General features: G+C 71.0%; 16 protein-coding genes. 8 read left to right on the top strand and 8 right to left on the bottom strand.

Annotated features, from left to right (window positions below):
• The 4 genes from TR48_RS22575 to TR48_RS22560 all read left to right on the top strand — a co-directional run.
• A partial coding sequence (locus TR48_RS22575; protein ID WP_042370251.1) for a dihydrolipoamide acetyltransferase family protein occupies positions 1-1,029 on the top strand: 1,029 nt, incomplete at its 5' end.
• A gap of 135 nt (positions 1,030-1,164) precedes the next feature.
• Positions 1,165-2,286 (top strand): M64 family metallopeptidase, encoded by a 1,122-nt coding sequence (locus tag TR48_RS39125; RefSeq protein WP_052442893.1) that lies wholly within the window; start codon positions 1,165-1,167, stop codon positions 2,284-2,286.
• A 131-nt stretch (positions 2,287-2,417) separates the two neighbouring features.
• Positions 2,418-3,437 carry a trypsin-like serine peptidase gene (locus tag TR48_RS22565; RefSeq protein ID WP_052442892.1) on the top strand — a complete coding sequence of 340 codons (1,020 nt, stop codon included), beginning with the start codon at positions 2,418-2,420 and terminating at the stop codon, positions 3,435-3,437.
• Between the two features lie 72 nt (positions 3,438-3,509).
• The gene (locus TR48_RS22560) at positions 3,510-4,907 is read left to right on the top strand and encodes an MFS transporter (RefSeq protein ID WP_042370222.1); all 1,398 of its coding nucleotides are present in this window, start codon (positions 3,510-3,512) and stop codon (positions 4,905-4,907) included.
• Between the two features lie 181 nt (positions 4,908-5,088).
• On the opposite strand, the gene TR48_RS22555 is transcribed toward TR48_RS22560, so the two are convergent.
• Complete coding sequence (locus TR48_RS22555) at positions 5,089-5,916, bottom strand: maleylpyruvate isomerase family mycothiol-dependent enzyme (RefSeq protein WP_042370248.1); 828 nt, start codon at positions 5,914-5,916, stop codon at positions 5,089-5,091.
• 118 nt (positions 5,917-6,034) lie between these two features.
• On the opposite strand from TR48_RS22555, the gene TR48_RS22550 reads away from it, so the two are divergent.
• Both TR48_RS22550 and TR48_RS22545 read left to right on the top strand, forming a co-directional pair.
• Complete coding sequence (locus tag TR48_RS22550; RefSeq protein WP_042370220.1) at positions 6,035-6,829, top strand: nitrilase-related carbon-nitrogen hydrolase; 795 nt, start codon at positions 6,035-6,037, stop codon at positions 6,827-6,829.
• Between the two features lie 180 nt (positions 6,830-7,009).
• On the top strand, positions 7,010-8,293 hold the full coding sequence (locus TR48_RS22545; RefSeq protein WP_042370218.1) for an MFS transporter: 1,284 nt from the start codon (positions 7,010-7,012) through the stop codon (positions 8,291-8,293).
• A gap of 79 nt (positions 8,294-8,372) precedes the next feature.
• Here TR48_RS22545 and TR48_RS22540 read toward each other — a convergent pair whose 3' ends face one another.
• Entirely contained in the window at positions 8,373-9,332 is a 960-nt protein-coding gene (locus TR48_RS22540) for a LysR family transcriptional regulator (RefSeq protein ID WP_042370217.1), read from the bottom strand.
• Between the two features lie 70 nt (positions 9,333-9,402).
• On the opposite strand from TR48_RS22540, the gene TR48_RS22535 reads away from it, so the two are divergent.
• Complete coding sequence (locus tag TR48_RS22535) at positions 9,403-10,521, top strand: TDT family transporter (RefSeq protein WP_084729656.1); 1,119 nt, start codon at positions 9,403-9,405, stop codon at positions 10,519-10,521.
• On the opposite strand, the gene TR48_RS22530 is transcribed toward TR48_RS22535, so the two are convergent.
• The 6 genes from TR48_RS22530 to dnaK form a co-directional block, all read right to left on the bottom strand.
• Positions 10,499-11,026 (bottom strand): hypothetical protein, encoded by a 528-nt coding sequence (locus TR48_RS22530; protein WP_152627118.1) that lies wholly within the window; start codon positions 11,024-11,026, stop codon positions 10,499-10,501. The two genes, TR48_RS22535 and TR48_RS22530, sit on opposite strands and share 23 nt — an antisense overlap.
• A 204-nt stretch (positions 11,027-11,230) precedes the next feature.
• Positions 11,231-12,262: a LuxR C-terminal-related transcriptional regulator gene (locus TR48_RS22525; RefSeq protein ID WP_161789884.1), complete on the bottom strand. Its 1,032-nt coding sequence runs from the start codon at positions 12,260-12,262 to the stop codon at positions 11,231-11,233.
• Between the two features lie 425 nt (positions 12,263-12,687).
• Positions 12,688-13,137, bottom strand: a complete 450-nt coding sequence (locus TR48_RS22520; protein ID WP_439654489.1) for a heat shock protein transcriptional repressor HspR — start codon at positions 13,135-13,137, stop codon at positions 12,688-12,690.
• Position 13,138: 1 nt separating this feature from the next.
• Entirely contained in the window at positions 13,139-14,311 is a 1,173-nt protein-coding gene (gene dnaJ, locus TR48_RS22515; RefSeq protein WP_042370214.1) for a molecular chaperone DnaJ, read from the bottom strand.
• Between the two features lie 93 nt (positions 14,312-14,404).
• Positions 14,405-15,106: a nucleotide exchange factor GrpE gene (grpE, locus tag TR48_RS22510; protein WP_042370212.1), complete on the bottom strand. Its 702-nt coding sequence runs from the start codon at positions 15,104-15,106 to the stop codon at positions 14,405-14,407.
• Positions 15,103-16,956, bottom strand: coding sequence for a molecular chaperone DnaK (dnaK, locus tag TR48_RS22505; protein ID WP_042370211.1), 1,854 nt, complete (start codon positions 16,954-16,956; stop codon positions 15,103-15,105). The genes grpE and dnaK overlap by 4 nt, the downstream gene beginning before the upstream one ends.
• Positions 16,957-17,202: 246 nt before the next feature.
• Here dnaK and TR48_RS22500 point away from each other — a divergent pair, with 246 nt between their 5' ends.
• Positions 17,203-19,389 carry a (Fe-S)-binding protein gene (locus tag TR48_RS22500; protein ID WP_042370209.1) on the top strand — a complete coding sequence of 729 codons (2,187 nt, stop codon included), beginning with the start codon at positions 17,203-17,205 and terminating at the stop codon, positions 19,387-19,389.
• Positions 19,390-19,411: the final 22 nt, after the last annotated feature.

Genomic DNA, 19,411 nt, shown 5'->3' with positions numbered 1-19,411 from the left:
GTCGTGCAGACCGCCGGCGAGGCCGTCTACAGCGCGCCGGCCCCGGTCGCCGCGCCCGCACCGGTCGCGCCCGCGGTTCCGGTGGCTCCCGCCCCGGCCGCCCCGGTTTCCGGCGAGCGTCCGCTGGCCAAGCCCCCGGTCCGGAAGCTCGCCAAGGATCTCGGCGTGGACCTGGCCGCGATCACCCCGACGGGCCCGCACGGCACGGTCACCCGCGAGGACGTGCACGCGCACGTCGCCGCGGCGACCGAGCCCGCCGCCTCGGCTCCGGCCGCTGCCGTCGCCGAGCCCGCCGTGGTCCCGGCCGCGCCGGTCGTCTCGGCGCAGGGCGACACCCGCGTCCCGATCAAGGGTGTCCGCAAGGCGACGGCGGCGGCGATGGTCACCTCCGCGTTCACCGCCCCGCACGTGACGGAGTGGGTCCAGGTGGACGTCACCCGCACGATGAAGCTGGTCGCCAAGCTGAAGGAGACCGGCGAGCTGGGTGCGGGCGTCCGCGTCAGCCCGCTGCTGCTGGTCGCCAAGGCCCTGCTGATCGCGATCCGGCGCCACCCGGAGATCAACGCGAGCTGGGACGAGGCCAACCAGGAGATCGTCTTCAAGCGCGCGATCAACCTCGGCATCGCCGCGGCCACCCCGCGCGGCCTGATCGTCCCGAACATCAAGGACGCGGGCAGCATGGCGCTCCCCGAGCTGGCCCAGGCGCTGACGGGCCTGATCGAGGTGGCCCGCGAGGGCAAGACCTCGCCGGCGGCGATGCAGGGCGGCACGGTGACGATCACCAACGTGGGCGTCTTCGGCGTCGACTCCGGCACCCCGATCCTGAACCCGGGCGAGGCCGCGATCCTGGCCTTCGGCCAGGTCCGGGAGCTGCCGTGGGTGCACAAGGGCCGGGTCGTGCCGCGCCTGGTGACGACGCTGGCCCTCTCCTTCGACCACCGCATGGTGGACGGGGAGCTGGGCTCGAAGGTCCTCGCCGACACCGCGGCGATCCTCCAGGACCCGAAGAAGCTGATCAGCTGGCAGTAGCCGGCCCCGACGCGGGGAACGGCACCATGCCGTTCCCCGCGTTGTGCTTGTCCGGGACCTTGTCCGGGCCGCCCGTTGTTCCGAATTGCCCGAATGGTGCAACAACGGTCGCGCTGCGCCTTCGTTCTGCATTGAGTGAAGCTCTCTGCCACTCTCCTGCTGCTGTTCACGGTGCTGTTCGGCGTCGCCCCTGTCCCGGCCTCCGCGTGCGCGGCGCACGTCGCGGACTTTGTCGACCTCGTCGACAACGGCCCGGCCGGCAACCGGATCACCATCGTGCTGATCGGGGACGGCTACACCGCCGCGGAGCTGCCCCGCTTCCGCGCGCAGGCGCAGGCCACCTGGCGGGCCATCAGTTCCGTGGAGCCGTTCCGCAGTTACGCGCGGTTCTTCGACGTCAGGCGGGTGGATCTGGTCTCGCCGCACTCCGGCATCGGCGTCGGCTCGCCGCTCGGCATGCACTTCGGCTGCGGCGGGACGCCGCGCCTGCTCTGCGCCGACGACGACGCCGTGGACCACTGGGCCGGACCGGCCACCGGGCCCCGGTACGTGATCGCCCTGGCCGACTCCACGGACTACGGCGGCGCGGGCGGCAGGGGCGTGACCACGCTGTCCGGCGGGGCGGCGGACGCGACCCGCATCATCGAGCACGAGATGGGGCACACCGTCGGCGGCCTCGGGGACGAGTACGACGCCGCGCCGGGCGGGGACGCCGCCTACCCCAACCTGTCCGACCAGGGCGCCGACGCGATGGCGGCAGCGCACGCGAAGTGGTGGCGCTGGCTCGGCGCGGCCGACCCCTCGGGCGGGGTGGTGGGGGCGTACCGCGGCGCCAACGGGCTGTACCGGCCCACCCAGGACTCGATCATGCGGACCCTCGGCGGCGTCTACAACCTGCCCTGCCGTGAGGCGATCATCGAGTCCCTCTACCGGCAGCTGCGCCCGCTCGACGCCCTCGCTCCCACGCCGCAGGCCGGGCCGGTGCGGGCGGGCCGGATCCTGCGGGTCCGACCGCTGCTGCTGCCGGGCTACGGCCGCCGGCTGACCGTCAGCTGGACGGTGGACGGCCGTCCGGCGCCGTCGCGCGCGGTGCGCGAGGGCGGCCTGGCGTTGGACACCGGCGCGCTCGGGCTGCGCCCCCGTGCGGGGGTCGTCGTCCGGGCCGTCGTCACCGACGAGACGTCATGGGTGCGCGACGAGGCGTTCCGACGGGCGCGGATGCAGGGCCGGGCGGCCTGGCCGGTCGGCCGGTCCTGACGTCGCCTCTCATCACCCGCAGAGGAAACGCACAGGTCACGTCCTGCTAACGGCAGGCGGTGACGTGATCAGCGGACGAGCAGTCATATGAGAGTGTGTAAAGACGAAAATCAGAGGGTGGGGAGTTCCACGTGGGTGAGCGCAGACGGCGCCGCTTCGGAGGGGTCAGGACCGGCGTCGCGGCGCTGGTGACGGTGGGCGTGCTGGGTGCCGTGTTCGCACCCTCCGCACTGGCCGAGATCAGCGGGAGCGGCGCAACCGCCGCAGCCTCGGCCCAGTCGTCCGCGTCCGCGGCGCCGGGAGCACCCGGGACCGGATCCATGGCGGTGTCCCCGCGGGTCGCGGTCACCTCCGCCGGCAGTTGGAACGCCGCGGCTGCCGCCAGCTTCTGGACCACGGCGCGGCTGGACGCGGCGACCCCGGGCGACGCGCCGCGGACAGCCGCCACGACCGGCTACCGCGCGGCGACGAGCGCCTCGATCGCCCGCTCGTCCCACTTCGCGGGCGCGTCGAGCACGGGCATCATCTTCTACGCCTCCAAGGACATGACCACGCACTACTGCACCGCCAGCGTCGTGGACAGCACCCACGGCAACCTGATCATCATGGCGGCGCACTGCAACCCCGGCAGCTGGATGGCGTACGTGCCGAAGTACCAGCACGGGGCGGCCCAGCAGCCCTACGGGATCTGGGCGGTCACCAAGGTCTTCAAGGACTCGCACTACACCGGGACCGCCGCGACCAGCGACTACGACTACGCCTTCGCGCAGGTGGCCCCCAACGGCGAGGGCCAGGAGATCCAGAAGGTCACCGGCGGCAACTGGCTCAGCCATCCGACGACCTACAGCATGAACGTGACCGCTCTCGGCTACCCGAAGATCACCGCCGACTCCGCGGACCAGGCGATCCGCTGCCACCCGAACTACCCGACCAGCCGGCTCTCGGGCTACCGCCAGCTGGTGCTGTTGTGCACCGGCTTCTTCGGCGGCACCTCCGGCGGCCCGTGGCTGCTCGGCTTCAACGGGAACACCGGCTACCTGGTCGGCATCACGGGCGGGTACGAGGAGGGCGGACCCAACAGCTGGACCAGCTACAGCCCGTTCTTCGACAGTCGGATCTTCACGCTGTTCAACTGGGCCGAGTCTCACTAGTTGGTGCCTGCAAGTTTCACACGGTGGACACCGGCCGGGATGATTCGTCCTACCAATTAGGATGCGGCCACGATGACAGCCGACCCCGCCACCAGCGCACCCGACACCTCCACACCCCCCGCCCCGGTGCGGCGCGAGCCGCCGGGCGGCCGGGGCGCCTGGCTGGCCTGGGGCATCGGCGTCACGGTCTACGTCCTCGCGGTGATCCATCGCACCAGCCTCGGCGTGGCCGGGGTGGACGCGGCGGCGCGGTTCGGGATCAACGCCTCGGCGCTGTCCACCTTCTCCATCCTGCAGGTCCTGGTCTACGCCGGGATGCAGATACCCGTCGGCCTCCTGGTCGACCGCCACGGCCCGCGCCGGATCCTCAGCGCGGGCCTCGTGCTGCTCACCGCCGGGCAGCTCGGCTTCGCGCTGGCGACCTCCTTCACCCCCGCGCTGCTGGCGCGCGGCGTGCTGGGCTGCGGCGACGCGATGACCTTCGTCAGCGTGCTGCGGATCGGCTCGCGCTGGTTCCCGATCTTCCGCAACCCCTTCATCGCCCAGCTGACCGGCCTGGTCGGCACGGTCGGCAACCTGGTCTCGACGCTGGTGCTCTCCCAGGTCCTGCACAGCGCCGGCTGGACGGCGACGTTCGGCACGACCGCGCTGCTGGGCTTCGGCGTGCTGGCCCTGGTGGTGCTGGTCCTGCGCGAGACGCCGGACAGCGCGCCGCGCGAGCCGCTGCTCGTGCGCCGGAGCGCACGCGTCCCCGACTCGCCCCCGCCCGCACCGGGCTTCTCGCTGCGCGACCAGATCCACGCGTCCTGGCGTGAGCCCGGCACCCGGCTCGGCATGTGGGTCCACTTCACCACGGCGTTCCCGGCGTCCAGCTTCCTGCTGCTGTGGGGCATGCCCTTCCTCATGTCCGGCCAGCACCTCTCGCGCGCGCTCTCCGGCGCGCTGCTCAGCCTGGTGATCGTCGCGGGCATGGGCTTCGCGGTCCTCTTCGGCCAGCTGATGTCCCGCCGACCGGGCTGGCGGACGCCGACGGTCTTCGCGGTCGTGCTCACCACGGGCGCGGCCTGGGCCGCGGTCCTGACCTGGCCGCAGGCCGGCCACGTCCCGATGTGGCTGCTGGTCGTCCTGGCGGTCGTGATGGGCAGCAACGGCCCCGCGTCCCTCATCGGCCTCGACTACGCCCGCCCGGTGAACCCTCCGGAGCGGGTCGGCACGGCCTCCGGCATCGTCAACATGGGCGGCTTCGTCGCCGCGGTCCTGGCCCTCTTCCTGATCGGCCTCGTCCTGGACCTCAACACCCCGGGCGGCGGCACGCACTACACCGCGAACGGCTTCCGCGCGGCGTTCGCGATGCTGTACCTGCCGATGGCGCTGGGCATCCTCCAGATCCTCCGCCTCCGCAAGCGCGCGCTCGCGCGCGAACGCGAACTCATCGCCACCGCCGTCCCCGTCGCCCGCGCCGCGGCCTAGGGCCCGAGCGCCCAGCGGCGCAGTTCGCTCCCGCAGGTCGCTGCACTGCCCGGGGGTGCGAGGAACCGCGCGAGCGACCACCGGCGTGCGGATGGCCCTGCTCGATGAGGACCACCCGCTCGTCAGTGGCTTCTCGTGCAGTTCCTCGCGCCCCGGGGTGTCCCGCCGGAGCGAAGCCTGCTCAGGGTGTGACGGCGAAGTTGTCCAGGATCAGGCGGGCGAGGTCCTCGTCGCCCTCCACCTTGACGTCGGCCGCGTGGGCCGTGACGCGGCCGCAGGCGAGGCGGGAGAAGGTCTCCCAGTCCATGCTGAGGGCCACCGCGGGGGCGAGGAGGACCTCGCCGTCGACGCGGCCGCGGCCGTCCGCGTCGACGTGGACGGTGCGCATGAACTCCTGCTCGCCGTGAACGTCGAAGACGGCCGTCGTGCCGGCGGGGGCGCCCGCCAGCTTGGCGACGGCGCGGGGGAGCATCTCGATCAGGTAGTCGCGGGTGATGGCGGCCGCCGCGGAGTCGAGATCGCCCGCCCGGCCGAGGGCCCTGCGGATGTCCTGCTCGTGGGTCCACACGTCGAAGACGCGGGTGCGCAGCAGCTGGTGGAAGGGGACGTCCCGGCTGTAGGGGCCCATCGGCCAGCGGACCTCGTCCGTCGGCGTGTAGCGGTCGCTCCGCAGCGCACGCGAGCGGCGGATGATGGTGTACTCCAGCTCGGAGGCCATCTCCACCGCGGTGTGGCACCGGCGCTTGTCCACCGGCACCTCGCAGTGGCGGCTGAACTCGTCCACGACGTGCCGCAGATCGCGTGGCAGCGTGTGGATCGGGCGTGGGTCGCCCAGCAGCTCGGACTCCATGGCGATGATGTGCGAGACGACGTCCCGCACGGACCACCCCGGGCATTCGGTCGGCCGGTTCCACGCTCCCTCCGGGAGCGGGGCGACCAGCTCGGATATGGCCTCGATGGACTGGGTCCAGGCATCGGCGTACGCCTGGACGGTCTGCTTGTCGGTCACGTTCACGACCCCTCAGGCGGAGCAGCCAACTTCGCTATCGGCACGTTACGCTGCCTGGTGTCCCCAGGCAGCGCTTTCCGGTGTTGATCGTAGGGCTCTTGACGAAACGGGTGGTACCGTGCGCGCTTCTCTTGTCCAGATCGATGTGAACGAGCGCGAGTCCGCCGACGAACGCCGGGCCCGGATCGCCGATCTGGTCCGCGCACAGCGGGGCGTCGCCGACCTCGTGGTGCTGCCCGAGCTGTGGCCCCTCGGCGGCTTCGCCTACGAGGCGTGGGCCACCGGTGCGGAGACGCTCGAGGGCCCGACCGCCGAGGCGATGTCCGCCGCCGCCCGCGACGCGGGCGTCTGGCTGCACGCCGGGTCGATCGTGGAACGGGACCCGGAGGGTCCGCTCTGCAACACCTCGCTGCTCTTCGCGCCGGACGGCGAACTGCACGCCTGGTACCGGAAGATCCACCGCTTCGGCTTCGACAGCGGTGAGGCCGCGCTGATGGCGGCCGGGCAGGAGCTGTGCGTGGTGGACACGCCGTTCGGGCGGATGGGTCTGGCGACCTGTTACGACCTGCGCTTCCCCGAGCTGTTCCGGGCGATGATCGACCAGGGCGCGGAGCTGTTCGTCGTCCCGGCGGCGTGGCCGGCCCGCCGCGCCGCGCACTGGTCGCTGCTGGCGCGGGCGCGTGCGGTGGAGGAGCAGGCGCTGGTCTTCGCGTGCAACAACGCGGGCACGCACACAGGCGTGCCGCAGGCGGGCCTCAGCGTCGTGGTCGACCCGTGGGGGACGGTGCTGGGCGAGGCGAACGGCGGCGAGTCCGGCAGCGCGGAGGAGGTGCTGACGGTGGAGTTCGACCCGGCCGTGGTCGAGCGCACCCGCGCGGAGTTCCCGGTGCTGCGGGACCGTCAGAAGTGGTGACCGCGACGCTCGGTGCGGTGTCGGCGCGGTGACCGGAACCGGAAATCCGGCGGTGGCAGGAAGCTGTCACCGACGCTCGTGGTGGCAGATGTGGTGAGGGTTCCGTAAAGCAGACATGGTGATCAGCGCTCACACCGCATTCTGGTTGGCCTGTGGGGCACTATGCGGTAAATGTGATGAGTGCCTGACAAAACTGCGTCCACCGCGACGCCTCTCCCCTCACAGGCGCGTACATCGCTGTGGCGCGACAGGGACTTCCTGCTGCTCTGGGGCGGCGGCGCGACCAGCGACCTCGGCTCGGCCGTCTCCACGCTGCTGATCCCGCTGATGGCCGTTCAGGACGTGGGTGCGACCACCTTCCAGATCGCCATGCTGAGCCTCGCCCGCCGCCTTCCCGCGGCGGTCCTCTCGCTGCCCGCCGGCGTCGCCGTCGACCGCCTGCGCAAGCGTCGGCTGATGATCTGGTGTCAGGTCCTGTGCGCGGTGGCCATGGGGTCGGTCCCGGCGGTCGCCTTCTTCGGGCACGTGCACCTCTGGCAGCTGTACGTCGTGACCGCCGCGGTGGGCAGCGTCGGCGTCTTCTTCGGCATCGCCGACCTCAGCTACCTGCCCAACGTGCTGACGCGCGACCAACTCGTCGACGGCAATGCGAAGCTGAACGCCACCGAGACCGCCTCCGACGCCGCGGGCCCGGCCCTCGGCGCACTGCTGGCCGGTGTGGTGACGGCCGCGCGGGCCGTCGCGGTCGACGGCGTCTCCTACGTGATCGCGGCGGCCACGCTGGTCCTGATGCGCTCGCCGGACCCGGCGCGCGAGCCGGACCGGAGCCGGACCACGCCCGTCAGCTTCCGCGTCGCGATGACGGTGGGTCTGCGCTACGCCTGGCGCAACCCGGTGCTGCGGGCGATCGCCTGCTGCACCGCGACGGCCAACCTCGGCATCGTCGCGGTGGGCAGCCTCGAGGTCGTCTACCTCGTGCGCAGCCTGCACGCCCCGGCCCCGGTGGTCGGCGTCGTGCTCGGCGCGGGCGTGCTGGGCGGCTTCGTCGGCAGCCTGGTGGCCAGGCCGCTGACGGCCCGGGTGGGCAACGCCAGGGTGATGTGGCTGTCGCTGATCGTCTGCGCGCCGTTCGCGATGATGATGCCGCTGGCCTCGCCCGGCTACGGCCTGATCCTCTACTCGTTTGGCTGGGCCGTCTTCAACGCGGGCGGCGCGGTCTACCAGACCGCGCAGATGGCCTACCGGCAGTCGACCATCCCCAAGGAACTGCTCGGCCGCGTCAACGCGGGCATCCGCTGGATGGTCTGGAGCACGATGCCGCTGGGCGCGCTGCTCGGCGGCATCGTCGGCACCTGGCTGGGTCTGCACACGGCCCTCTGGGTCGCCACCGCCTTCCTTGCCGCCACCGGCTTCTGGCTCCTCGCCTCCCCGCTGCGCGGCTGGCGCGACATCCCCGAGGCCTGACGCCTCAGGGCGGGCCCTGTCGGCTTGCGCGGCGCCCCACCCTGCGCCCCCCGCGGTCCCGAGCGTCCCCGGGCGGGGCTCAGCCGCGCTGGTCCGGTCTCGGAGCGCGCTGGGCGCGGATCAGCGAAAGCAGTTCGCGGGCCGGGCCCTTGGGCTTGGCGCCCTTGGGCCACACCGCGCGCAGCGGTCGTTCCAGGTCGAGGCCGGTGACCGGAACGGCCACCAGACGACCGGAGGCGAGGTCGTCGGCCGCGGCCAGCTCGCTCAGCACCGCGGGCCCCGCGCCGGTGGTCGCCGCCGACTTGAGGGCGGTGGTCGACGCGAGGGTGAGCAGCGGTTCGGCGAGGCCGCCCGAGGGGGCGAGCGCCGCGTCCAGCACCTCCCGGGTGCCGCTGCCCTGCTCCCGCAGGATCAGCGGCGTCGCGGCGACCTCGGCGGGCGAGAGCGGGGTGCGCCGTCGGGCCCAGCGGTGCGCCGGAGCGACCAGCAGCAGCAGCCGGTCGCGCGCCACGACCACGCCGTCCAGGCCCGCCGGGATCCGCACGCCCTCGACGAAGCCGAGGTCCGCCTCCCCGTCGAGCACGTGCGCGGCCACCTCGGTGGAGTTCGCCGCGCGCAGCGTCACCGCGGTGTCGGGCAGCGCCGCGTGCAGGGCAAGCAGCCAGCCCGGCATCAGGTACTCGGCGACGGTCAGGCTCGCGGAGACCCGCAGCCGCGCGTCCCGGCGCTCCCGCAGCGCGGCGACCCCGGCGTCCAGCGCCCGCGCGGCGCCGACCACCTGGGCCGCCCACTCGGCGACCAGGGCGCCCGCCTCGGTCGGCCGGGAGCCGCGCGGCGAGCGCTCCAGCAGCGTGACGCCGATCTGCCGCTCCATGGCGGCGATCCGCGCCGAGGCGGCGGGCTGGGTGACGCCCAGTTCCGCCGCCGCCCGGCCGAGGCTGCCCAGCCGGACCACGGCGAGCAGCAGTTCCAGCGCGCCGAGCTCGGGCACGCGCGGCGAGAGAGGGGTGGTGACCGGGCCGCCTGGGGTCGAGCTCATAGATCCAGCTTATGTCCCCATCGAAGATCGGTCCCTACTGGCGGGCGCGGGCCGGAACGAGCATGGAGGCATGGCTACCAGCACCCTCAGCATGCCGCTCACCAGGCGGTTCACCGGCCTCACCGGTCGCTTCACCGACCGTTTCGCCGACAGTCCCGCCGTCGGGGCCGCCGGTCGCTTCGGCCCGAACTGGTACGCGGCGGTCATGGGCACCGCGATCGTCGCCAACGGGGCGCACGTCCTGCCGGGCGGGCTGCCGACGGTGTGGGCGGAGCTGTTCTGGGTGCTGGGCCTCGCGGGGCTGCTCGCGCTCGTCGCGGTCCGCCTGGTCGGCCGCCTGGACCGCGCCCGGGTCCGGCCGCTGGAGGAGCCCTCGGTCGCCGTCTTCCTCGGCTGCCCGCCGATGGCGCTGACGGCCGTCGGCTTCGGCGCGCTGGGCGCGGGCGAGCCGCTGCTGGGACCGGGCCCGGGCCTGGCCGTGGACGCCGTGCTGTGGACCCTGGGGACGCTCTACGGGCTCTGGGCCGCCGGCACGGTGATGTTCAGGCTGGTGACCCGCTACGACGTCGCCCGCGCGGACGCCGTGCCCACCTGGCTGCTGCCGGTCGTCGCGCCGATGGTGTCCGCCGCGCTGGGCCCGGCGCTGATCCCCCATCTGCCGGCAGGGCAGGCGCAGCAGACCATGCTGTTCGCGTGTGTCGCGATGTTCGGCATGAGCCTGATCGCCGTGCTGACGCTGCTGCCGAGCATCTTCGCGCGGCTGGCCCACGAGGGCCCGCTGCCGCCGGTGCTGATCCCCACGCTCTTCCTGGTGCTGGGTCCGCTGGGGCAGTCGGTCACCGCGGTGAGCCAGTTCGCCGCGCACGGTCCCGCGGTCTTCGGCGGCTTCGCGCTGCTGTACGGAGTGCCGGTGTTCGGCTTCGCCCTGCTGTGGCTGGCGGTGGCGGGCGCGGCGACGGTGCGCGGGCTGCGGCAGGGCATGCCCTTCGCGATGACCTGGTGGGCGTACACCTTCCCGGTCGGCACCTGCGTCACCGGTGCGGCCGGCCTCTACGCCCGCACCGGATCGGATGCCTTCGCCGTGGTGTCGGCAGCGCTCTACGCGCTGCTGGTCGCGGCCTGGGCCGTGGCGGCGGTGCGCACGGCCCGGTCGCTACCGCCGTTCGTCAGGACGCCTCGGGGTAGGTGAGGGACGTGTCCGCCCAGTCGAGCGCGGTGATGATCGTGTGCCGGAGCTGCTGGTCGGTCCAGGTGGTGTCGAACTCCAGCGGCAGCACCGGCGAGACCTCCTCCAGCGTGGAGATCATCGGGCTGTGGGCGACGGCCTTGTCGACCAGCAGCACGACGGGCTTGCGCAGCGCGGTGGCCCAGCCCAGCTCCATGCCGACCCCGGCGGAGAGCGGCGAACCGACATAGGCGATGGCCAGGTCGGCGGACTGCATGGCGCGGAACGCGGACGGGACGCGCAGCCCGACACCGACGCCGCGGGTGGTCCACACGTCGTCGTGGTGCGTGCTGAAGACGCTCACGCCGGCGTCGAGCAGGGCCTCGCGCAGGGAGGAGATCTTGCCGCGCAGAGCCAGGCTGAAGACGCCGTCGGCAGGACCGGTGAGGCGCAGCGACGGGGCGGCGAGGAAGACGCGCATGGTGCGGCGTGCGTCAGCCGCGAGCTCCGCGTCGGACAGCTCGGTCATCACGATCGGCTCCATCGACATGGTTGACCGCGCAACGACAACTCCCGTACGTTGCGGGATGAGTGTTGCTCGGTCAGACGGGGGAATCAGGTGCCGGCGCCGGCAACCCTTGGGGGGATGCTTCGATGGTGCTGGGGAGAACACGTGAGCGTCCAGATTCCGCCTGTGACATCAAACTGCCGGGTAGTGGCATGAGATGCACGGTCACTCGAGCTCTGAGCTTGTGAGCAGCCCCAACTGTGCCGCTTTGACCCCCGCCTCGAACCGGCTCTCCGCGCCGAGCTCCTGCATGATGGAGGCGATGTGACGGCGGCAGGTGCGCACGGACATGCCGAGCCGCTTGGCCACCACCTCGTCCTTGAGGCCCTGCGCCAGCAGGCCGAGCAGGGCGACCCGGAGCTCGCTGGAGACGTTCTGGTAGCCGGGGCCGTCGGTGATGAAGGGCATGGCGTTCGCCCAGAACTGGTCGAAGAGGGTGCACAGGAAAGAGATGAGCACCGGCTCGCGGACCACGACGGCGCCCGGCGGCTGACCGGGCTGGCTGCGTCGCGGGATGAACGCGAGCTCGCGGTCGAATATGAACATGCGCTCGGCGAGCTGGTCGGCGGTGCGTATCTGGGCGCCGGCCTCGGCCATCGCGGAGACGTAGGAGCGGATGCTGAGCTGGGTGCGGGTGGTGTGCTGGTAGAGCGAGCGCACCCGGACCCCGCGGTGCACGGCCTCCAGGTCGCGCGGGAGGGCCTGCTGCAGCGCTATCGGGTCCCGGGCGCCCCCGGGCTGAACGGAGAGCCACTCCTTGCTGCAGGTGTCGACGGCGTGGTTGACCAGGAGCTGGACCTCGGCCGCCTCGGTGATGATCTCCAGGCCGCCGGAGGCGGAGCCGGACGCGGTCCGTCCGAGGTAGGCGGGCATGAGCAGCAGGAGCCGTTCCCGGGTGCTCTCCATGGCCTGGCGGTAGGAGCGGATCGTGCTCTCGATAGGCTCCGCCAATCGTGCTATGGCGAGCTCGGGATTGACGGGCACCAAGGTCCCGGGGCTCTCGGAGGACGGCTGGAGCAGCTGGCTGGCCACGAGGGCGTCCCGGCACTCGGCGACCTGGTCACGGGGCAGACCGGACACCGCCACGGCGTCCTCGAAGCGGAACTCTCCCTCCTCGAGGGCCCGCCGGTAGACGTTCACCGCGGCCGGACTGAGCTCCGGGGGAAGCAGTTCACTGGGCGACCTTGATTCGTCCACTTTGATCCCGGAATCTCCTCTGGCCATTTCAAGACCTGCCACTTGTTGCCACTGACCCGCAGCCCGTCCTGTCACGTTCGTGCCCCATTGTGATGGATGACGGTCTCGGGGGAGCAGCTTTGGTCAAGCATCGTAAGATCCGGTGACCTGCGCTCGGAAGGAAGTTGTGTCATGCGTTCCACGCGTCGCGGTTTGAGATTTGCTGTTGTGGCGTTGTCCCTCAGTGCTGCGGTGTTGTTCGGCGGCGTCGCCACGGCCTCTGCGGACAGCGTGTGGGACGGCGGCCACATGACCGCCACCGCATCTCGCTAGAACCTTAAAGTCTCCCCGGTCGATCCTCCTCGACGACCGGGGTCTGCAAAGACCGAGGGACCGTGCCTCCCCGGACACGGTCCCTCGGTTCTGCATGCCTGTCGCCTGCATGTCTAGCGTGCGCCGCCGTCCGGGCGCGGCTTGGGCCGCCAGACGACCAGAGCGGAGCTCTGCTGGTACGGCACCAGGTCACGACGGTACGAGGCGTGCACCGCGGCGGCCGCGGCCTCCGCCGCGCCCTGCAGCTCAGCCACCCGCGCCTGGAGCGCGGCGACCTGGTTCTCCAGCTCGATGATGCGCTTGATGCCCGCGAGGTTGATGCCCTCTTCCTGAGAGAGACGCTGAACCTCGCGCAGCTGCTCGATGTCCCGGGCCGAGTAGCGCCGCCCGCGACCGGCCGTGCGGTCGGGGGAGACGAGGCCGAGCCGGTCGTACTGCCGCAGGGTCTGCGGGTGCAGACCGCTCAGCTCCGCAGCCACGGAGATGACGTACACCGGGGTGTACTCCGTCAGCTGGTACGCCGCCCTCCGGCCGCCGCCGGGCCCGTCCGTCATGCCTGGCATCTCACGCCTCCTCCGCCGCCTTGAACAACGCCGCCCGCGGGTCCTCCGCGGAGGTCGCGTCGCGGTACTTCTCCAGGGCCTCCTTGGCCTCGCCCTCCGTCTTCGGGGGGACGGCCACCTCGACCGTCACCAGCAGATCGCCACGCGTGCCGTCCTTGCGCACGGCGCCCTTGCCGCGGGCCCGCATGGTGAGGCCGTTGGACGTGCCGGAGGGGAGCTTCATGGTCACCGGCGGGCCGCCGAGCGTCGGTACCCGGATCGTGCCGCCGAGCGCCGCCTCCGGGAAGGAGACCGGCACGGTCACCGTGAGGTTGTCCCCACGGCGCCCGAAGACCGGGTGCGCGGTGACGTGGACCGTGACGTACAGGTCGCCCGCGGGGCCGCCGCGCTCGCCCTGGGCGCCCTTGCCCTTGAGCCGGATCCGCTGGTCGTCCCCGACACCGGCCGGGATGCGCACCTGCATGGTGCGCGCCGAGGTGGCCCGCCCGCTGCCGTGGCAGACCTCGCACGGGTCATCGACCAGCAGCCCGCGGCCCTTGCAGTCCCGGCAGGGCTCGCTGAGCGCGAAGTTGCCCTGGCCGCGGCTGACGTAGCCGGTGCCGACGCAGGTCGGACAGACGCGCGGGGTGGTGCCCGCCTTCGCGCCGGTGCCCGAGCAGACCTTGCAAGCCGCCTGACTGGTCATCCGGATCGGGACGGTGGCGCCCTCGACCGCCTCGACGAAGCTGAGCGTCACCTCGGACTCCACGTCCGCGCCGCGTCGCGGCTGCGTCGTGGTGCCGCGCCCGCGGCCGCCGAAGAGGCCGCCGAACAGGTCCCCCACGCCGCCGCCGAAACCCCCGCCGCTCTGGGTCGTGGTCTGGCCGGTGCCGCCGAAGAGGTCGCCGAGGTCGAAGTTGAAGCCGCCGCCGGCGCCGCCGGGACGGAAGCCGCCGTTGGCGAAGAGGGCGCGCGCCTCGTCGTAGTCCTTGCGGCGCTTGGGGTCGGACAGGACGTCGTTGGCCTCGGAGATCTCCTTGAAGCGCTCCTCGGCGGCCTTGTCGCCCTTGTTGGCGTCGGGGTGGTTCTCCCGGGCCAGCTTCCGATAGGCCTTCTTGATCTCAGCGATGGAGGCGTCCTTGGGCACGCCCAGGATCTTGTAGTAGTCCTTCTCCACGTAGTCCTTGCCGCTCAACGCGCTCCCTCCTCACCGCTGCTGATCGTGATCGTACGGTCCGGGGCCGGCCGGGACGCCCGCTCTCGCGCGCCCGCGGCCGACCCCGGTCGGCTACTTCTCTGCGTCACTCTCGTCCTTGGAGCCCTTGGCGCTCTTGGCGCCCTCGGAGTCCTTGGCTGCACCGACGGAGTTGTCGCTCTTGGCGTCCGTCTTCTCCTCCTTGGCGCCCTCCGAGACGGAGGAGCCGCCCGGCTCCGGCTCGGCCACGGCCACCCGCGCGGGGCGGATGATCCGATCGCCGATCTTGTACCCGGGCTGGAGGATCTGCACGCACGTCGTCTCCTCGACGTCCGGCGAGTAGCTGTGCATCAGCGCCTCGTGCAGCTGGGGGTCGAAGGCCTCCCCCTGCTTGCCGAACTGCTGCAGGCCCAGCTTGGCGACGACCGTCTCCAGCGACTCGCCGACGGACTTGAAGCCGCCCGTCAGCTCGTCGTGGTCGCGGGCGCGGCCGATGTCGTCCAGGACGGGAAGGAGGTTCTCCAGGATCGCCGCGACGGCGATCTCACGGACCGTCACCCGGTCGCGCTCGACGCGCTTGCGGTAGTTCTGGTATTCCGCCTGGAGCCGCTGCAGGTCAGCGGTGCGCTCGGTCAGCTGCTTGCGCAGGTCGGCGACGGACTCGGTGCCCGCCTCCGTCTCCTCCGCCGCGGCCGGGGCCGCGGCGGGCTTTTCGCCCGCCGCGCCCCGACCCTTGGCGGCCTTGCCGGAAGCGGCGCCGGGCTCCTCAGCGTTGCCCCGCGTCTCTTCCGTCACTTGGCACCGCCCTCGCGCTTCTCGTCGTCGACGATCTCGGCGTCCACGACGTCGTCCTCGACGTGGGCGTCGGCGTGCGGCGCGTCCTGCGGGCCGCCGGCCGCGGCGGAAGCCTCGCCGGCCTGGGCGTAGAGCGCCTGGCCGAGCTTCTGGGAGACGGTGGACAGCTTCTCGGAGGCCTCGCGGATGGCCGCGCTGTCCTCGCCCTTCAGCTTGTCCTTCAGGTCGACGACAGCCGCGTTGACCTCGTCCTTGATGTCGCCGGGGACCTTGTCCTCGTTGTCCTTGATGAACTTCTCGGTCGTGTAGACGAGCTGCTCGGCGGTGTTGCGGGTCTCGGCGGACTCGCGGCGACGGTGGTCGTCCTCCGCGAACTGCTCGGCCTCGCGCATCATCCGCTCGATGTCCTCCTTGGGGAGGGCCGAGCCGCCGGTGACGGCCATGCGCTGCTCCTTGCCGGTACCGAGGTCCTTGGCGGAGACGTGCATGATGCCGTTGGCGTCGATGTCGAAGGTGACCTCGATCTGCGGGACACCGCGGGGCGCCGGCGGCAGACCGGTCAGCTCGAACATGCCGAGCTTCTTGTTGTACGCCGCGATCTCGCGCTCGCCCTGGTAGACCTGGATCTGCACGGACGGCTGGTTGTCCTCGGCCGTGGTGAAGATCTCGGAGCGCTTGGTCGGGATCGTGGTGTTGCGCTCGATCAGCTTGGTCATGATGCCGCCCTTGGTCTCGATACCGAGGGACAGCGGGGTGACGTCGAGCAGCAGGACGTCCTTGACCTCGCCCTTGAGGACACCGGCCTGGAGGGACGCGCCGATGGCGACGACCTCGTCCGGGTTGACGCCCTTGTTGGGCTCCTTGCCGCCGGTCAGCTCGCGAACGAGCTCGGCGACGGCCGGCATACGGGTGGAACCGCCGACCATGACCACGTGGTCGATCTCGGACAGCGCGATGCCGGCGTCCTTGATGACGTTGTGGAACGGAGTCTTGCAGCGGTCCAGCAGGTCCGAGGTCAGCTGCTGGAACTGGGAGCGGGAGAGCTTCTCGTCCAGGTGCAGCGGGCCCTCGGCGGAGGCCGTGATGTAGGGCAGGTTGATCGAGGTCTCGCTGGACGAGGAGAGCTCGATCTTGGCCTTCTCCGCCGCCTCGCGCAGACGCTGGAGCGCCATCTTGTCCTTGGACAGGTCGACGCCGTGGCCGTTCTGGAACTGCTTGACCAGGTGGTCGACGACGCGCTGGTCCCAGTCGTCACCACCGAGGTGGTTGTCACCGTTGGTGGCCTTCACCTCGACGACGCCGTCGCCGATCTCCAGCAGCGAGACGTCGAAGGTGCCACCACCGAGGTCGAAGACCAGAATGGTCTGGTCGTCCTTGTCGAGGCCGTAGGCCAGGGCGGCGGCGGTCGGCTCGTTGACGATGCGCAGGACGTTGAGGCCCGCGATCTCACCGGCCTCCTTCGTCGCCTGACGCTCGGAGTCGTTGAAGTACGCCGGCACGGTGATCACCGCGTCGGTGACCTTCTCGCCCAGGTAGGACTCGGCGTCGCGCTTCAGCTTCTGCAGCACGAAGGCCGAGATCTGCTGCGGCGTGAAGTCCTTGCCGTCGAGGTTGATCTTCCAGTCGGTGCCCATGTGGCGCTTCACCGAGCGGATGGTGCGGTCAACGTTGGTGACCGCCTGTCGCTTGGCGACCTCGCCGACGAGGACCTCGCCGTTCTTCGCGAAGGCGACGACGGACGGTGTGGTCCGGGCGCCCTCGGCGTTGGTGATGACGGTGGGCTCACCGCCTTCGAGGACGCTGACGACAGAGTTCGTCGTACCGAGGTCGATTCCGACCGCACGAGCCATCGTGGAACCCTCCAAGAGAGGAAGTTGAGCTGAACAGACTCAAGAGTGCCTGACGCCTCGCGGTTCGTCAACAGACATGAGTGGGAACGGCTCAAGTTTATGTCGCCCCTACGCCGCATGGGCGGTGGTGCGCTATGTCACCTCTGGTTCGACTGGGGATTGGGTACCTGAATCGCTACGCTCAGCTTGAACTGAGATAAGTTACTGCTGGGTAGTTGTCGCTCCGTGGTCCTTTGAGGAGCCCGCATGCAAATCGCCGCGATCATCGTGTCGCTGGTCCTGGCCGTGGTCGGCGTGGCGCTCTTCGCGCGCGCGTTCCTCCAGATCTACGGTTTCGTCCGGCTCGGACAGAACGTGCCCGCCGGCTCGCGCACCAACGACTGGAAGGACCGCACGGTCACCGTCGTACGCGAGTTCCTCGGCCACACCAGGATGAACCAGTGGGGCATCGTCGGTGTCGCCCACTGGTTCGTCGCCGTCGGCTTCTACACGCTGGTGCTGACCCTGGTGAACGCCTTCGGCCAGCTCTTCTCGGCCGACTTCACCCTCCCGGTCATCGGCAAGTGGGCGCCCTACGAGGTCTTCACCGAGCTGATCGGCGTGCTGACCACGCTCGGCATCATCGTGCTGATCGTGATCCGCCAGCTCAGCAAGGCGAACAAGCCGGGCCGCAAGTCCCGCTTCGCCGGCTCCAACGCCGGTCAGGCCTACTTCGTCGAGTCGGTCGTCCTGATCATCGGCCTCGCCATCCTGACCCTGCGCGGACTGGAGGGCGTGCTCCGCGGCGTGCACTCCTACGAGGTCAACTTCCTCTTCTCCTACCCGCTGACGGTCGCCTTCCGCGGCCTGTCCACGGGCACGGTCGAGAACCTGGTCTACCTGGTGGCGATGATCAAGATCGCCACCTCGTTCATCTGGATGATCGTCGTCTCGCTCAAGACCAACATGGGCGTCGCCTGGCACCGCTTCCTCGGCTTCCCGAACATCTGGTTCAAGCGCAACGCCAAGGGCGAGGTCGCGCTCGGCGCGCTGCTGCCGATGCACTCCGGCGGCCAGCCGATCGACTTCGAGGACCCGGCCGACGACGCCGTCTTCGGTGTCTCCCAGGTCGAGGAGTTCTCCTGGAAGGGCATCCTCGACTTCTCCACCTGCACCGAGTGCGGTCGCTGCCAGTCACAGTGCCCCGCGTGGAACACCGGCAAGCCGCTGTCGCCGAAGCTGCTGATCATGAACCTGCGCGAGCACGCCTACGCCAAGGCGCCCTACCTGCTCGCCGGTGAGGACAAGTCGAACGTCCCGGCCGCCGCCGCTGCCGAGGCCGAGCGCCCGCTGATCGGCACCGCCGAGGAGAACGGCGTCATCGACCCGGACGTGCTGTGGTCCTGCACCACCTGCGGCGCCTGCGTCGAGCAGTGCCCGGTCGACATCGAGCACATCGACCACATCGTCGACATGCGCCGCTACCAGGTGATGATCGAGAGCAACTTCCCGACCGAGGCCGGGACGATGCTCAAGAACCTGGAGAACAAGGGCAACCCCTGGGGCCTGGCCACCAAGGCGCGCCTGGACTGGGTCAAGGAGCTCAAGAAGGAGACCGGCATCGAGGTGCCGGTCATCGGCGAGGACATCGACCCGGCCGAGGTCGAGTACCTCTACTGGGTCGGCTGCGCCGGCGCCCTGGAGGACCGGGCCAAGAAGACCACCAAGGCCTTCGCCGAGCTGCTGCACACCGCGGGCGTGAAGTTCGCGATCCTCGGCAAGGAGGAGACCTGCACCGGTGACTCCCCGCGCCGTCTGGGCAACGAGTTCCTCTTCCAGATGCTCGGCGCGCAGAACGTCGAGACGCTGAACGCCGCGCCGGTCAAGCGGATCGTCGCCACCTGCCCGCACTGCTTCAACACCCTCGCCAACGAGTACCCGCAGCTGGGCGGCCACTTCGAGGTCATCCACCACACCCAGCTGCTGCAGCACCTGATCGACGAGGGCAAGCTGCTGCCGGTCAACCCGGTCGAGGGCCTGATCACCTACCACGACCCGTGCTACCTGGGCCGCCACAACAAGGTCTACACGCCGCCGCGCGAGATCATCGAGAAGGTGCCGGGGCTCCGCAACGAGGAGATGCACCGCCACAAGGAGCGCGGCTTCTGCTGTGGCGCCGGTGGCGCGCGGATGTGGATGGAGGAGCGCATCGGCAAGCGCATCAACACCGAGCGCGTGGACGAGGCGCTGTCGCTCAACCCCGACATCGTCTCCACCGCCTGCCCGTTCTGCCTGGTGATGCTCTCCGACTCGGTCAACGGCAAGAAGAACGAGGGCGCGGCCAAGGAGACCCTGCGCGTCGTCGACGTCGCCCAGCTGCTGCTGGAGTCCGTCAAGGCCGACCCGGCCGCGCCGGAGGCCGAGGCCGAGGCACCGGAGCCGGTCTCGTCCTGAGCCCGGAGCGCCCTGCTCGCAC

The organism is Streptacidiphilus neutrinimicus (assembly GCF_000787815.1).
GTDB lineage: Bacteria > Actinomycetota > Actinomycetes > Streptomycetales > Streptomycetaceae > Streptacidiphilus > Streptacidiphilus neutrinimicus.
Note: the sequence above shows the minus strand (reverse complement) of the source record. Positions and strands in the feature narration are given on the sequence as shown.

Coding starts and splice junctions, on each gene's coding strand:
- TR48_RS22530 (WP_152627118.1), bottom strand. CDS start 11,026: ATGACCGAGCTGTCCGACGCGGAGCTCGCGGCTGACGCACGCCGCACC.
- TR48_RS22500 (WP_042370209.1), top strand. CDS start 17,203: ATGCAAATCGCCGCGATCATCGTGTCGCTGGTCCTGGCCGTGGTCGGC.
- dnaK (WP_042370211.1), bottom strand. CDS start 16,956: ATGGCTCGTGCGGTCGGAATCGACCTCGGTACGACGAACTCTGTCGTC.
- TR48_RS22560 (WP_042370222.1), top strand. CDS start 3,510: ATGACAGCCGACCCCGCCACCAGCGCACCCGACACCTCCACACCCCCC.
- TR48_RS22520 (WP_439654489.1), bottom strand. CDS start 13,137: ATGCCAGGCATGACGGACGGGCCCGGCGGCGGCCGGAGGGCGGCGTAC.
- TR48_RS22540 (WP_042370217.1), bottom strand. CDS start 9,332: ATGAGCTCGACCCCAGGCGGCCCGGTCACCACCCCTCTCTCGCCGCGC.
- TR48_RS22535 (WP_084729656.1), top strand. CDS start 9,403: ATGGCTACCAGCACCCTCAGCATGCCGCTCACCAGGCGGTTCACCGGC.